Origin of the sequence: Paracoccus onubensis (genome assembly GCF_003591515.1) — a bacterium.
Classification (GTDB): domain Bacteria; phylum Pseudomonadota; class Alphaproteobacteria; order Rhodobacterales; family Rhodobacteraceae; genus Paracoccus; species Paracoccus onubensis.
The window spans coordinates 105,289-119,251 of record NZ_QZCG01000012.1 but is presented as its reverse complement, the minus strand read 5'-3'; the positions used below and the strand labels follow the sequence as shown (position 1 = coordinate 119,251).

General features: G+C 59.7%; 11 protein-coding genes. 1 reads left to right on the top strand and 10 read right to left on the bottom strand.

The window, feature by feature from the left end; genetic code table 11:
* Nucleotides 1-4 precede the first annotated feature (4 nt).
* The 3 genes from D3P04_RS17230 to D3P04_RS17220 form a co-directional block, all read right to left on the bottom strand.
* Nucleotides 5-943 carry an arsenic resistance protein gene (locus D3P04_RS17230; protein WP_232845065.1) on the bottom strand — a complete coding sequence of 313 codons (939 nt, stop codon included), beginning with the start codon at nucleotides 941-943 and terminating at the stop codon, nucleotides 5-7.
* A gap of 223 nt (nucleotides 944-1,166) precedes the next feature.
* Nucleotides 1,167-1,910: a cytochrome c biogenesis CcdA family protein gene (locus tag D3P04_RS17225; protein ID WP_119751047.1), complete on the bottom strand. Its 744-nt coding sequence runs from the start codon at nucleotides 1,908-1,910 to the stop codon at nucleotides 1,167-1,169.
* A 237-nt stretch (nucleotides 1,911-2,147) separates the two neighbouring features.
* Nucleotides 2,148-4,808, bottom strand: a complete 2,661-nt coding sequence (locus tag D3P04_RS17220; RefSeq protein WP_119751140.1) for an Rne/Rng family ribonuclease — start codon at nucleotides 4,806-4,808, stop codon at nucleotides 2,148-2,150.
* A 541-nt stretch (nucleotides 4,809-5,349) separates the two neighbouring features.
* Between D3P04_RS17220 and D3P04_RS17215 the strand changes: the two genes are divergently transcribed.
* Complete coding sequence (locus D3P04_RS17215) at nucleotides 5,350-6,246, top strand: DUF726 domain-containing protein (RefSeq protein WP_119751045.1); 897 nt, start codon at nucleotides 5,350-5,352, stop codon at nucleotides 6,244-6,246.
* 35 nt (nucleotides 6,247-6,281) lie between these two features.
* Here D3P04_RS17215 and D3P04_RS17210 read toward each other — a convergent pair whose 3' ends face one another.
* The 7 genes from D3P04_RS17210 to D3P04_RS17180 all read right to left on the bottom strand — a co-directional run bounded on the left by D3P04_RS17210 (nucleotide 6,282) and on the right by D3P04_RS17180 (nucleotide 13,934).
* The gene (locus D3P04_RS17210) at nucleotides 6,282-6,884 is read right to left on the bottom strand and encodes an inner membrane-spanning protein YciB (RefSeq protein WP_119751043.1); all 603 of its coding nucleotides are present in this window, start codon (nucleotides 6,882-6,884) and stop codon (nucleotides 6,282-6,284) included.
* Nucleotides 6,885-6,907: 23 nt separating this feature from the next.
* Complete coding sequence (locus D3P04_RS17205; RefSeq protein WP_119751042.1) at nucleotides 6,908-7,807, bottom strand: DMT family transporter; 900 nt, start codon at nucleotides 7,805-7,807, stop codon at nucleotides 6,908-6,910.
* 180 nt (nucleotides 7,808-7,987) lie between these two features.
* Nucleotides 7,988-9,037 carry a selenide, water dikinase SelD gene (selD, locus tag D3P04_RS17200; protein ID WP_119751040.1) on the bottom strand — a complete coding sequence of 350 codons (1,050 nt, stop codon included), beginning with the start codon at nucleotides 9,035-9,037 and terminating at the stop codon, nucleotides 7,988-7,990.
* A 77-nt stretch (nucleotides 9,038-9,114) separates the two neighbouring features.
* Nucleotides 9,115-9,759, bottom strand: a complete 645-nt coding sequence (locus D3P04_RS17195; RefSeq protein WP_220475364.1) for a LysE family translocator — start codon at nucleotides 9,757-9,759, stop codon at nucleotides 9,115-9,117.
* 132 nt (nucleotides 9,760-9,891) lie between these two features.
* Entirely contained in the window at nucleotides 9,892-11,571 is a 1,680-nt protein-coding gene (gene rpsA / locus D3P04_RS17190) for a 30S ribosomal protein S1 (RefSeq protein ID WP_119751039.1), read from the bottom strand.
* A 252-nt stretch (nucleotides 11,572-11,823) separates the two neighbouring features.
* Complete coding sequence (locus D3P04_RS17185; RefSeq protein ID WP_119751037.1) at nucleotides 11,824-12,744, bottom strand: SDR family NAD(P)-dependent oxidoreductase; 921 nt, start codon at nucleotides 12,742-12,744, stop codon at nucleotides 11,824-11,826.
* A gap of 11 nt (nucleotides 12,745-12,755) precedes the next feature.
* The gene (locus D3P04_RS17180) at nucleotides 12,756-13,934 is read right to left on the bottom strand and encodes an acyl-CoA dehydrogenase family protein (protein WP_119751035.1); all 1,179 of its coding nucleotides are present in this window, start codon (nucleotides 13,932-13,934) and stop codon (nucleotides 12,756-12,758) included.
* Nucleotides 13,935-13,963 lie beyond the last annotated feature (29 nt).

Genomic DNA, 13,963 nt, shown 5'->3' with positions numbered 1-13,963 from the left:
AATTTTATGACGCCTGAAATCTTGGGATGACGCGGATATAGATCAGCTCGGCAATCAACTCTACCAGCGTCTGAGTGACAATGACGGCAGGCAGAACCGGGATCGCCCCCGGGACAGACAGGGCCAAAGGCAGAACGACCAGCGAGTTTCGCGTGCCCGAGGAAAATGCAATCGCCCTGCCCGCCTCGGCCTTCAATCCAAAGACACGGCCGATGCACCACCCGATCAGCGGTGCGAGGATCGCGAAAGCGGCATAAAGCGGAAGGGCAGAAAGCGCATGGCCGGTGGCTTCGCCCAGAAGCGGAATAGTGGCGGCGATCACCAGAAACAGCACCAAAGCCGTCGCCGGAACGGGAAGCAATGCAAGACCTTTGGCCAGTCTTTCGCCGCTTCGGTGGCGGGCAGCCCAGAGTTGAACCATGCCCGCCAGCACGAATGGCACGGCGATCAGCCACAGGAAAGCCCGAAGGAAAGGCCCGGCATTCACCAGATCGGCCGCCGCCTCTCCCAGAAACAGGGCCAGATAGATCGGCAACAACGCCATCTGCACCAGAAGCAGGATCGGCGTAGAGGTCAGCAACAACCGGGCATCTGCGCGCCCCAGATGGGCGAAGGTAATCACATAATCGATGCAGGGCGTCAGCAGCACCATAAGGATACCAAGCCGCAAGAGCGCATCATCCATCGCCAGGCGTGACAGAAGGAAGGCGAGTATGGGGATTACGACGAAATTGCTGACCAGCAGTGCAATAAGAAAGCGCGTCTCTCGGGACCCCTTGCCGATATCGGCAACCGGGACCTGGAGAAAGGTGACGAACAGCATGAAGGCAAGAGCCGGATTGATTGCGGCGTCAAATCGTTCTGTTCCCGGAACGGCAACCGCTATCAGTGCAGCCAGAACCACGCATCCGAAGTAAATCCACACCTGCTTGCGTTCGAGCATCTCCCGCAATTCGCCGCTCCTACCTGAAGACACCGGCAATAACGCACCGGCAATTCGGGATATATCCTGCCATGAATGGTTTTTGACAGGCTGCATCTATCATCAGGGGTTATTTGGCATCAGGGGTTATTTGGCAGATGACCCAAACCGGAGCCAAGGCGCAACATGTGAGATCATGGGCGAAATGATCCGCAATCCATGCGCTGCGCGGCAACACCGAAAATCACCCCAGTTGGGCAAGTCCCGGAAATGTTTCCAGCAACCAATAGGAAAAATTGGTGAAGGCGCCTGTCAGCAGCATGATCCCGACCACCAGAAGCAGAAGTCCCATCACGCGCTCGATGGTTTTCAGATAGGGCTTGATCCGGTTCATCACGCCGATGGCGCGCTCGATAAACAGTGCCGCCAGCAGGAACGGTATCCCCAGACCAAGCGCATAGACGGCCAGCAGCCCTGTCCCACGTGACAACTCGCCGCCGGTGGCGGCAAGCGACAGGATCATGCCGAGTTGCGGGCCGATGCAGGGAGTCCAGCCGAAAGCGAAGGCCAGCCCCAGCAGATAGGCGCCAAACGCCCCGCCACCCTGTTTGCCCGCCTCTATCCTGGCTTCCTGATCCAGAATCGGGATGCGGAAGACATGCAGGAAATGCAATCCCATGATGATGATCATGATCCCGGCCAGCTTGGCCAAAAGATCCTGATATTGCAGGAACGCCCGCCCGAATGCCGAGGCTGCGAAGCCCATGACCAGAAATACCGTGGACAGCCCCAGAACGAAAAATATCGCCGGCAGCACCGCGCTGTGCTTACCCGTTTTCAGCCCATTCACGTTCACCCCGGTCATGTAGGCGAGATAAGGCGGAACAATGGGCAGGACACAGGGCGACAGAAATGACAGAATACCCGCCAGCAATGCCACGAACGCGGCGGGAAGAAAGGCTGCTGTTACAAGCTCTATTCCAAACATGGCAACTGGTTCTTCCTGTCGTGGCCGTCTGAAGACATCCTTGTCGCCACGGCCCGGCGGGAAAGGGTAAATACGGGGTTCCGACCCGGCGGCACGCGCCGGATCTTCGCTTTCATGCCTTTTGCATCCAGTTCAGGCAAGGCGCAGCTTACCCGATTCCGCAGCAGGCTGAACAGGACAGAAGGTCACAGTTGCGTGCGGGAAACCGGGCGCGATATCACCGCGCCCGGACCGAATTCAGCGGCCGACGCTCCACCATCCGCGCCGCTTGGCCCGGGAAGGTTCGGCCTCGGCTTCAGGCGCCGTATCTTCAGGCTGCGGCTCGTTTTCCGGAACCTGCTGAAGGTTTTCGCGTTCTGCCGCCCTCTGCTCCGCCGCGGCTTCCCCGGTTTGCATGACTGGTTCGGCAGGGGCCGGTTTCGGCTCGTCGGCGACGTCTTCAGCGACAGGCAGCTCTGGAACCGTCATCGCTCCGGTTGGTTCATCCGTCTCTACGACAGTCTCCTCGACCGTCTCTATGGCGGGCTCGGCCGCGGCTGCCTTCCTTGACCGTGGTTTGCGGGCCGGAGTAGTGGCAACAGGCGTGGGAAATTCCTCGGCCCGCGCGCCTTCCGCACGATCACGGAGATCCACGACCTCGGGGAAGGCCGGCTGCTGTGCCCCGGCTTCCTGCTCTTGCGCCGGCTCATTCTCGGCTTTGCGGCTGCGCGCGCCAGAGCGGCTCCGCCGGCGCGGCTTGGCTCCCTTGTCCTCGGATGCCGTCTCTGTCTCCACGGTCTCCGGCTGGCTTTCGCTTACGGCCGGAAGTACCTGTTCCGCAACGACCACTTCCGATGCGTCTGCATTATCCCGATCCTCATCGTTTGAGGCCGCGTTATCGACCGGCTGGTCCTGAGCGGTCTCATCGTTTTCTCCGCCGCGGCGCCGCCGCCGACGACGACGGCGGCGCGAGCGGCCACCCTCGTTCCCCTCATCTTCCGCCTCATCGTGATGTTCAGGCGGGCTGTCGGGCGCGGCATCATCGCTGTCTTCATCGATCGTCGCCATCAACTCGGCATCGACGGTCAGGACCGGTTGCATATTTTCGGCAACCGGACGGGACGCGGTCTTGAATTTCTCGATGACGTAATCCGGCGATATCAATGCCGGATCGGCCTCGACACGCACGGACATGCCGTAACGCATTTCGATCACTGCGATATGTTCGCGTTTGTTGTTGATCAGGAAATTCGCCACCGTGACAGGTGCCTTGATCAATACCTCGCGAGAGCGTTTACGGGTACCCTCTTCCTCGATCGCGCGCAGGATGGTCAGAGCCAGACTGTCATCCGAGCGGATCAGCCCGGTGCCGTGGCAATGCAGACAGGGCTGAGTGGTCGATTCCAGCATGCCGGGGCGAAGCCGCTGACGGCTCATTTCCATGAGGCCAAAGCCCGAGATCCGGCCCACCTGTATCCGCGCCCGGTCAGATTTCAACCGTTCCTTGAAACGCTTCTCGACCGCGGCATTATTCTTGCGCTCATCCATGTCGATAAAGTCGATCACGATCAGCCCGGCAAGGTCGCGCAGACGCAACTGCCGCGCCACTTCATCGGCGGCTTCGAGATTGGTCTTGAGCGCGGTATCCTCGATCGAGCCTTCCTTGGTCGCCCGGCCCGAGTTCACATCGATGGCCACCAGAGCCTCGGTCACACCGATGACGATATAGCCACCGGATTTCAGTTGAACGACCGGGTTGAACATGCCGGCCAGATAGCTTTCCACCTGAAAGCGGGCGTAAAGCGGCATCGCGTCTGCATAGTGTTTCACGTTGCGGGCGTGGGACGGCATGATCATCTTCATGAAGTCCTTGGCAACACGGTAACCGCGTTCGCCCTCGACCAGCACCTCGTCGATCTCCTTGCTGTAGAGATCGCGGATCGAGCGTTTGATCAGGTCGCCTTCCTCATAGATCGGCGCAGGAGCAACGGATTTGAACGTCACGTCTCGGATCTGTTCCCACAGGCGCAGCAGATAATCATAGTCACGCTTGATCTCGGTGCGGGTGCGCTGGCTGCCCGCGGTACGGATGATCAGCCCTGCCCCTTTGGGCACCGAAAGTTCGCCCGCAATGTCCTTGAGTTTCTTGCGATCCGCGGCATTGGTGATCTTGCGGCTGATGCCGCCACCGCGGGCGGTATTCGGCATCAGAACACAATAGCGCCCCGCCAGCGACAGATAGGTGGTCAGTGCAGCGCCCTTGTTGCCGCGCTCTTCCTTGACGACCTGTACCAGCATGATCTGGCGGACCTTGACGACTTCCTGAATCTTGTAGCGGCGCGGACGCGGTTTGCGTGGCGCGCGGATCTCTTCGGTCACATCCTCATCGGCAACCGATTCGATGCTGTCATCCCTTGCGGCCGCGTCACTGGAATCCGTTTCGGAGGCTTCGGCATCTGTAGCCTCGGCGCTGCCCTCTTCGGCGCTGCCCTCGTCGGATGTATCAGCGTTTTCGGCACTGCCGGTCTCTGGCTCGGCCGAAATCGTGGCGTCATCGCTGCGGACCTTCTCGGCCCTGGTGGAAGATCTGCGGCGCTTCCTGCCAGTGTCCTCGGCCTCTTGCGCTTCGGCATAGGCTTGTTCCTCGGCGATCAGGGCGTCCCTGTCGGCGGCCGGGATCTGATAGTAATCGGGATGAATTTCGGCGAAAGCCAGAAAACCGTGACGATTGCCACCGTAATCAACGAAAGCCGCCTGTAACGAGGGCTCGACCCTGGTGACCTTGGCGAGATAGATGTTTCCGCTTATCTGCCGTTTGTTTAAAGTCTCAAAATCAAATTCGACGACCTTGGTTCCATCGACCACGACCACCCGGGTTTCCTCGGCGTGCGTGGCATCGATCAGCATTTTCTTTGCCATTTTTATATCTTTCGCGCAGGCAAATGCCAGGCGGTGCCAGGGGCACTGTTCGGCTTTGGCTGCGGCATGATTGTGGCGCGGGCGCCGCAACGGCACAGAAGACCGGGAAGGCAAGGCGCTGTGCCTGCCCACTTCCCATCAATCCATCCGTCGCGCGCGTCATCGCGTCTGTTCCTTCGTAAAATCCGGTGCCATCGGGCGGACCGGATCACTGATTGTCGTCATCCCGGTGCGGTTGATCGCGCCTGAGACGGGGTTTTCCGCGAGGCACATGCCGCCCTTGTCTCGGGGTCAGAGGTGCTGCGCTGCGAAACTGTGGGCGCCGCGGATCCAGCGATCCCGCTTTGCTACGGCGCGTAAGATCAACATAGAGGTTGACTAGGGGGAAGTTCAATGGCGAAAAGATCCGCCCGATCAGAATGGAGTCTTTCCGCTCGCCGTTTCTTTCCGGACAGTTTCACGCAGGCGTAACATTCCGGTCACATCGCTGTTGCAAGGCTGCCTTAGGAAAGCCGCGAAGGGGCTGAACGGGAAGTGACGAATGCCAGTCGTCAGGACCAATGCAGGCTGCGATTTATCGCTTGAACTTCGGGGATTGGCAAAAGATCTTCCAACGGACGCACCGATCATCGTCATGATCCACGGCTACCGCTATTCCCCAAGTCAGCCCGGCAATGATCCCCACCGGCATATTCTTGCCCTGAACCCCGAGACGCCGGCGCGCCGGGCGTTATCCTGGCCCCGCGCATTGGGCTTTGGAACCGGTTCGGCGGATGAGGGCATTGCGCTGGCATTCGGCTGGGAAGCGACCGGCAGGCTTGGTCGGGCCTATTGGCGCGCGGGCAAGGCGGGCGATGCGCTTGCCCGGACCGTTTCCGAACTTGCGGATCTGGCCGGGCGGCCCGTCGCACTGATCGGCCATTCCCTGGGCGCAAGGGTCGCGTTGCAGGCGTTGCATCAGGCCCAGCCCGGAAGCATCGGGCGCATCATCCTCCTGACCGGGGCGGAGTTCCGGGATGCGGCAGCGGATGCCCTGAACAGCCCTGCGGGCCGATATGCCGAGATTCTGAACATTACCTCGCGCGAGAATGATCTGTTCGACTTCGCCATCGAAATGTGGCTGGGATACGGGCGGCGGCAGGCATTGGGATTTGGGCTTGCCCTCCCTGCCCGCAACTGGATCGATGTCCAGATCGATCATGACGGGACGCTGGCGGCGCTAAGCGATTTCGGCTTTCCGGTAGATCGCACGGCCTTGCGCCTGTCTCATTGGACCCCGTATCTGCGCCGGGGTCTGTTCGATTTCTATCGCACGGCATTGCGCCAGCCCTGGGCCTTGCCGATGCATATGCTGCGGACCAGGCTGCCGGGCAGGATCGAGCCCCGCTGGTCGCGACTTCTGGCGCCGCCCCCGCCTGCGGGCAATTTACGCGCCTGAGCCAAGTCAATGGCACGACATGCCACCCCGGCACCCTATTCTTTGCCGGAATCCTTGTCCAATGCGTGATCCCGGAAAAGCCCGGCATTCGCCATCAGGAACGCCATCAGGATCAGGGGCAGTCCGAAAGTCTTGAAATAGACCCATGTGGTCTCGGACATAGTGCGCCACACGATCTCATTCGCGACCGCCAGACCGATAAATGCCAACATCATCCGCCATGTCAGCTTACGCCACCCTTCGGCATCCATCGGCAGTGCCTCTGACAGCACCAGTTGCAGCCAGTTTCGCCGCGCCAGCAGGCTGACGGCCAGAATCACCGCGAAAATCAGATAGATGAGTGTCGGTTTCATCTTGAAGAACCGCGGGTCGTTCAGCCAGACCGACAGCCCGCCGAACAGAATGACCAGAACCAGCGTCGCGATCTGCATGGGCGACAGCTTGCCCGTCACCCGCCACAGCAGAAAGGTGGACAGGGCCAGGACCGGCACGAAAATCAGCGTCGCAAAGATGAACCCGCTATATGGCTGCCCGAATACCACGACCTCCCGATCCCGGAACAGCATGAAAACCGCAAAGAACAGCAAGACCGGCCCTATTTCGAGCGCGGGTTTGACCCAGGGTTTCGTCTCTTTCATCTTATCCGTCCTTCGCCAAGTCTTCAGGCCCCCCATTCGACGATAATCGCGCCGGTTGCGATCAGGATCATCAATGCCGTCCGATACGGCCCCACCTTTTCGCCCAATACCAGCCAGCCGACAAGGGCCGCAAACACCGTCGAGGTTTCGCGCAGCACCGCCGCCTGCCCCACATCGCTGATCCGTGTCGCCAGCATGATTGATCCAAAACTCGCTGGTGCGATCAACCCTCCTGCAATTCCGCGCAATGCAAGCGATTTCATCTCGGGACGTGGCAAAGCCATGAGCTTTTTCCACATCCATACCGGCATGAACAGGGAATCGAAAAGGAAGAACCACACTAAAAATGTGAACGGATCCGCCGCCAACCGGATGCCCCAGGCGTCATAGGTCGTATATAGAGCCACCAATCCGCCGGTAATCACCGCCCAGCTCAATGCCGGCACCAGCGTTTCCCGCCCGACTGTCAATCGCTGGAAATTGAACGCCGCCAACCCGAAAATTCCGCAGACCAGCAACAGCACTCCGGCCCATTGGGTCAGGTTGAAATGTTCGTGAAACACCAGCCCGGCAGCTATCACGGTGAAAAGCGGCCCGCTGCCGCGTACAACGGGATAAACGACGGTATAGGCCCCCCGCTGATAGGTCTGCGCCTGCGCGATCTTGTAGATGATATGGATGATCATGGCGCCGAACAGGATCGGCCAGAGCTGCGGCGTCGGCCAGGGCACCACGAACAGCGCAAGCGGCAAGGCCAGCAGGCCCAGCGACAGATCGATCGCTGCCCGGCTGATCCACGGATCATGCCGTCCCTTTTGCAGCGCACCGAAAAGCGCATGCAGAAATGCCGCCATCAATGCGAGGCCGGTCGCCAGTTTCGCGCCTTCGGGTGTTCCCGCGATCTGGATGATCCATTCGCTCATGCGGGGGTAATGGCGCTGTTTTACACGATCTGCAAGTTGTTCCAGCTTCGTCGGCTTATTCGCACCGAAATCAATTCAAAGAATAACAAATGGCGCTTTTCCCGATTTGCACTCTCCAGGTTTTGACAGAATTTTTCTTCCGCGCCCATTCAAAGGCAGGCGGAGGTGCAGCGGCGAATATCAGTGCCCGACCCGAAGCCGTCCTTGTCCCTTGGTCATCCGCCCGATCACCGCGGCATCCGAAAAGCCATGTTCCCGGAAAATCCGCAGGGCCTGTCCGGCTTCCTCCTGAGCGCAGGACACCAGAAGGCCGCCACTCGTCTGCGGGTCGCTCAGCAGCGCCTGATCCGCTGCCGCGAAACCATCAGGCAGAAGCGCGTCTTCGCCATAGCTGCTCCAGTTTCGCCCCGAAGCGCCGGTCACAAAACCGGCGGATGCCAGATCGCGCACATCGGGCAGTAGCGGCACATTTGCCCAATCAAGCTCTGCATCGCAGCGCGATCCCCGCGCCATCTCCAGCAGATGTCCGGCAAGCCCGAAACCGGTCACATCGGTCATCGCATGCACGGATTCCAGCCGGGCGAGATCCGGTCCGGGGCTGTTCAGCTTCGTGGTCGTCAGGATCATCCGGTGATAATTTTCAGGTGACAAAGCCTCTTTCTTCAATGCCGCCGACATGATCCCGACACCCAGCGGCTTGCCCAGGATCAGCACATCGCCGGGCCGCGCGCCCGAATTGCGTTTGACATGAGCGGGATCGATCAGGCCCAGCGCGACCAGCCCATAGATCGCCTCGACCGAGTCGATCGTGTGGCCGCCCGCGATCGGGATACCGGCATCGCGGCAGGCGACGGCTCCGCCTTCAAGTATCCGGGCGATGGTTTCCGGGGACAGCATATTGATCGGCATCCCCACCAGCGACAACGCCATGATCGGTGTTGCGCCCATCGCATAGACATCGCTGATCGCATTGGTTGCGGCGATTCGGCCGAAATCCAGCGGATCGTCGACGATAGGCATGAAGAAATCGGTGGTCGCCACCAGTGCCTGATGGTCGTTCAGCCTGTAGACCGCCGCGTCATCCGATGTTTCGATCCCCACCAGAAGTTCGTCGGGCACCGGCAGCATTGCGGTGCCGCGCAACAATCCCGTCAGCACCCCCGGCGCGATCTTGCAGCCACAGCCGCCCCCATGAGAAAGCGAGGTCAGCCGGGGTTCAGTTGCGGTCATCGAGGATCCTGTGGGTAAGGGATTGGACAGGGGTCAGGATAGGTGGCGCGGCCAAGAGAGGCAAGCGGCAGAGCGGATCAAACGGGCGCGCGGTAGCTTGCAAGCTTGACGCCGAAGCCGATGAAGACCACCCCCGTCACGCCTTTAAGCCAGCGCTGGAAACGGCTGCTGCGCGCTATCCCCGTCAGGCGTGAGAACAGCATGATAATCGCTCCGAACCAGATCACATTTATCATCGAATGCACGAAGACCAGCAGGAAGGCCGAGGCCACCGGGTGATCGCTTGCCGGGATGAACTGCGGAAACACAGCAAGGTAAAACATCGAAACCTTGGGGTTGAGCCCATTGGTCAGCAACCCTTCGACATAGGCCCTCCACAAGCTGCGTTTCCGCCGTGCAGGCGCGATATTGCCGGGGCCGGAGAACTCGCGCCGGATAGCCTGGCGCAGCGATTTGATCCCGATCCAGCACAGATAGGCCGCACCCAGATATTTGACGATTGTGAAAGCAGTCGCCGATTGCAGCAGGATGATCGAGATGCCCAGGATCGACAGGGTGCCGTGGATGTAGAAGGCCGTAAAAAATCCCGCGATATTGGCAAAACCGGCGGCGACACCGGATGTCGGCACGGTGCGGGCGATCAGCACGCCGTTCGGACCCGGTGACGCGACCAGCAGGGCGACGGCCAAAGCGAATGTGGTGATCTCGACCCAGGTCATCATCTTGTCCCCTATATATCCGGGTCAAAATGAGCCGGCCGGGCAGAAGACGCAATATGAAAGGAAGAAACCTCAAAAAGAAAGAACCCGCCCCCGGAACCGGGGACGGGTTTACAATTTCAGATCTGCGTCGGATCAGTTGTCGCGTTTGAGCGCGGCGCCAAGAATATCGCCAAGCGATGCACCCGAATCCGAGCTGCCATATTGTTCGACGGCTTCTTTTTCCTCGGCAATCTCGCGAGCCTTGATCGACAGTCCAAGACGGCGGGTCTTGGTGTCCACATTGGTCACGCGGGCATCGACCTTGTCGCCAATCTGGAAACGCTCGGGGCGTTGATCCTGACGGTCGCGGGCAAGATCGCTGCGGCGGATGAAGGATTTGACGCCGTTATATTCGACTTCAATCCCGCCATCCTCGATCGCGGTCACCTCGACGGTGACAACCGAGCCGCGCTTCACGCCGTCAACGGCTTCGGCCATATGCTCGTTTTCCAGAGCCTTGATCGACAGCGAGATACGCTCTTTCTCGACATCCACATCCTGAACGACGGCCTTGACCGTATCGCCCTTGCGGAAGTCCTGAATGGCGTCTTCGCCACGGGCATCCCAGGAAATATCCGACAGGTGAACCATGCCGTCGATATCGCCGTCGAGACCGATGAACAGACCGAATTCGGTGATGTTCTTGACTTCGCCCTCGATATGGGTGCCGACCGGGTGGGTTTCGGCGAAGACTTCCCACGGATTACGCATGGTCTGCTTGAGACCCAGCGAAACGCGGCGCTTGGCCTCGTCGATCTCCAGAACCATGACATCGACTTCCTGCGAGGTCGACACGATCTTGCCCGGATGGACGTTCTTCTTGGTCCAGCTCATTTCCGAAACGTGGACCAGACCTTCGACACCGGCTTCCAGCTCTACGAAAGCGCCGTAATCGGTGATATTGGTCACGCGGCCATGATGGACCGAGCCCAGCGGGAATTTCGCGGCCACGGTATCCCACGGATCGTCCTGAAGCTGTTTCATGCCCAGGCTGATGCGATGGCTTTCCTTGTTGATCTTGATGACCTGCACTTCGACGGTTTCACCGATGGCAAGGATCTCGGAAGGATGGTTCACCCGGCGCCATGCCATATCGGTGACATGCAGCAGTCCGTCAACGCCGCCCAGATCAACGAACGCACCATATTCGGTGATATTCTTGACCACGCCATTGACGCTTTGACCTTCGGACAGGTTCGAGATGACCTCGGCGCGCTGTTCGGCGCGGCTTTCTTCCAGAATGGCGCGGCGCGAAACGACGATATTGCCGCGGCGGCGGTCCATTTTCAGGATCTGGAAGGGCTGCTTCAGACCCATCAGCGGGCCCGCATCGCGCACGGGGCGCACATCGACCTGAGAACCGGGCAGGAAGGCCACGGCACCGCCCAGATCGACGGTAAAGCCACCCTTGACGCGACCGAAGATGGCGCCTTCGACGCGCTCTTCATCGGCATAGGCTTTTTCCAGACGGTCCCAGGCTTCTTCGCGGCGGGCTTTCTCGCGGCTGATCGAGGCTTCGCCGCGGGCATTCTCGACCCGGTCCAGATAAACCTCGACCTCGTCGCCGACGGCCAGTTTCGCGTCTTCGCCGGGATTTGCGAATTCCTTGAGATCGACGCGGCCTTCCATTTTGTAGCCGACATCGATAATGGCCTGTCCCGCCTCGATGGCGATGACGCGGCCTTTGACGACACTGCCCTCATCGGGCGTATCGATCTCGAGGCTTTCATTCAGAAGGGCCTCGAATTCTTCCATAGTTGCTTTAGCGCACATATGTGTTCAGTTTCCTTTACGATCTGATTTTCTGGCCAGACGGTTGGCTCCGCCGGTCTGTATCTTGCCCTTCGACAACGACAAAGGGTCGCAGCATGACGCCCGACCCGGTATTTCGCGGCCTGTTATGACCATGTCGTTCGATTGACTGCGGCCCAAATAATCGCCCAAGCGCCAAAGATCAACCATAATCGCGATCTTCACCGGGTTTCGCGCCCGGAATCTTGCGCTTCGAGTTTTCCGATTCCGGTGTCAGATCGGATCCCATGCGAATACATCGCCGCTGACCTCTTGCGGAATCAGCCCCGAGCGGAAAGCAGGCAGGGCACGCTCGGCAATCAGTTCCGGTGTCCAGCCGGTATCGGAATGGGCACTGCGCAGGGGGCGCGGCTGGCTGAACAGGAACAACTCGTTCAACCGCGCCGCGAAGATTTGCCCGGTCACGTCCCGCGCCGCCTCCGAGGCCAGAAAGACCGCCAACGGCGCATTGGTTTCGGGTGTCATCTGTTGCAGCTTGGCGACCCTTGCCTTTTCTTCGGGGGAGTTCGCCGGGATCGAATTGGTCATGCGGCTCCAGGCGAATGGCGCGATACAATTCGAGCGTACATTGTAGCGCTTCATGTCAAGCGCGATGGATTTCGACAGGGCCGCAATCCCCAGCTTGGCCGCCGAGTAATTGGCCTGCCCGACATTCCCGATCAGCCCCGAGGTCGAGGTCATATGCACATATGCCCCCACCTCCTGCTTGCGAAACAAAGGTGCGGCCGCACGGCTGACATAGAAGCTGCCATTCAGATGCACATCCACAACGGACCGCCAATCGGATGGATCCATCTTGTGAAAGATCGCGTCGCGCAGGATGCCCGCATTGTTCACCACAACGTCGACACGCCCGAAATTATCCATCGCGCACTGCACGATCTTCTGAGCGCTGTCCCAGTCGGCAACGCTGTCGGTGCTGATCGCGGCCTCTCCGCCGGCGGCCTCGATCATCGCCCTGGTCTCTTGTGCCGGACTCGCGGATCCGCCTTCGCCGCCTAGCGATGCGCCAATGTCGTTTATGACGATCTTTGCGCCGGCATCTGCGAAACCTTGCGCGATGGCCCGCCCGATACCACCTCCGGCACCGGTCACAATGACGACTTTACCCGTCAGTCCCAAATCCACGGTCATCCGCTCCTCCGTCACGCGATATTATCGCCAAGGCCCAGCACTTGCTTGGCCACGATGTTCTTCTGAATTTCGCTAGAGCCGCCATAGATCGAATGCGGCCGCGCCTGGATAAAGGCGCTTGCGGGATACAGGCTGCGGTCATCCGGCAAGGGTTCCAGAATCGCGGCATGTTCCCCGGCGATTTCAATAATATGGTCGGTAATCCGCTGATACAGGACCGACAGATTGATCTTCAGCATCGATACATCCGGCCCCAGCGGCTCTCCGCGCCGGACCTGATCGGCGAAACTTTTGTAGAAGGACTGATGGTCGGCAAGCTCCATCCGCAATTCGTTCAGCATCGCAGCGATCCGGGGCTCGCTTCCGCGACCGAGATGTTCCACCAGCCGGGCCATATGATCCAGCGCACCTATCGCCTGAAACGGCGAACCAAGAAAGATGCGTTCGAAACTCAGCAGATTCTTTGCGATACTCCAGCCGCTGTTGATCGCACCGACGATTGACTCGGCGGGAATACGGACATCGCGAAAGAATACCTCGCAGAATTCGTCATGCATATCGAGATTGCGGATCGGACGGATCTCGATGCCGGGCGCTGTCACCGGCATGATGAAGAAACTGATCCCCTTTTGCTTCGCCACATGCGTATCGGTCCGGGCGAGAACATAGATCCAGTCGGCATCCATGCCCAAGGTCGTCCAGATCTTCTGCCCGTTGATCACCCAGTCATCGCCGTCCCGCATCGCACGGGTCTGAAGCGATGCCAGATCAGAACCAGCATTCGGTTCGGAATAACCCTGACACCAGATGATCTCGCCCGAGAGAATCCGCGGCAAATGGTGTTGGCGCTGCATTTCGGTACCGTGCCGGATCAGCAAGGGGCCGACCATGGTAATCCCCTGATCCGGCAGACGGGCCACACCGTGACGTTCCTGCTCTTCGATCATGATCAGCAGCTTCGAGGGCGACAGCCCCATTCCCCCATGTTCACGCGGCCAGTTCGGGGCAAGCCATCCCTGCCGCGACAGGGCCTCGTACCATTCCCGGCCGTCGGAAATATGCAGGCGGCGCTGCGGATTGCGCAGATGTTCCGGATAGTTTTCCTGTATCCAGTGCCGGATAATGGCACGAAATTCCTGATCAGGCAGCGGGTTCAGATCGTCATGCGGGCTTGGCTGAATGGCGGGCATTCAAATCCTCCACGGGTCCTGAAACGGGA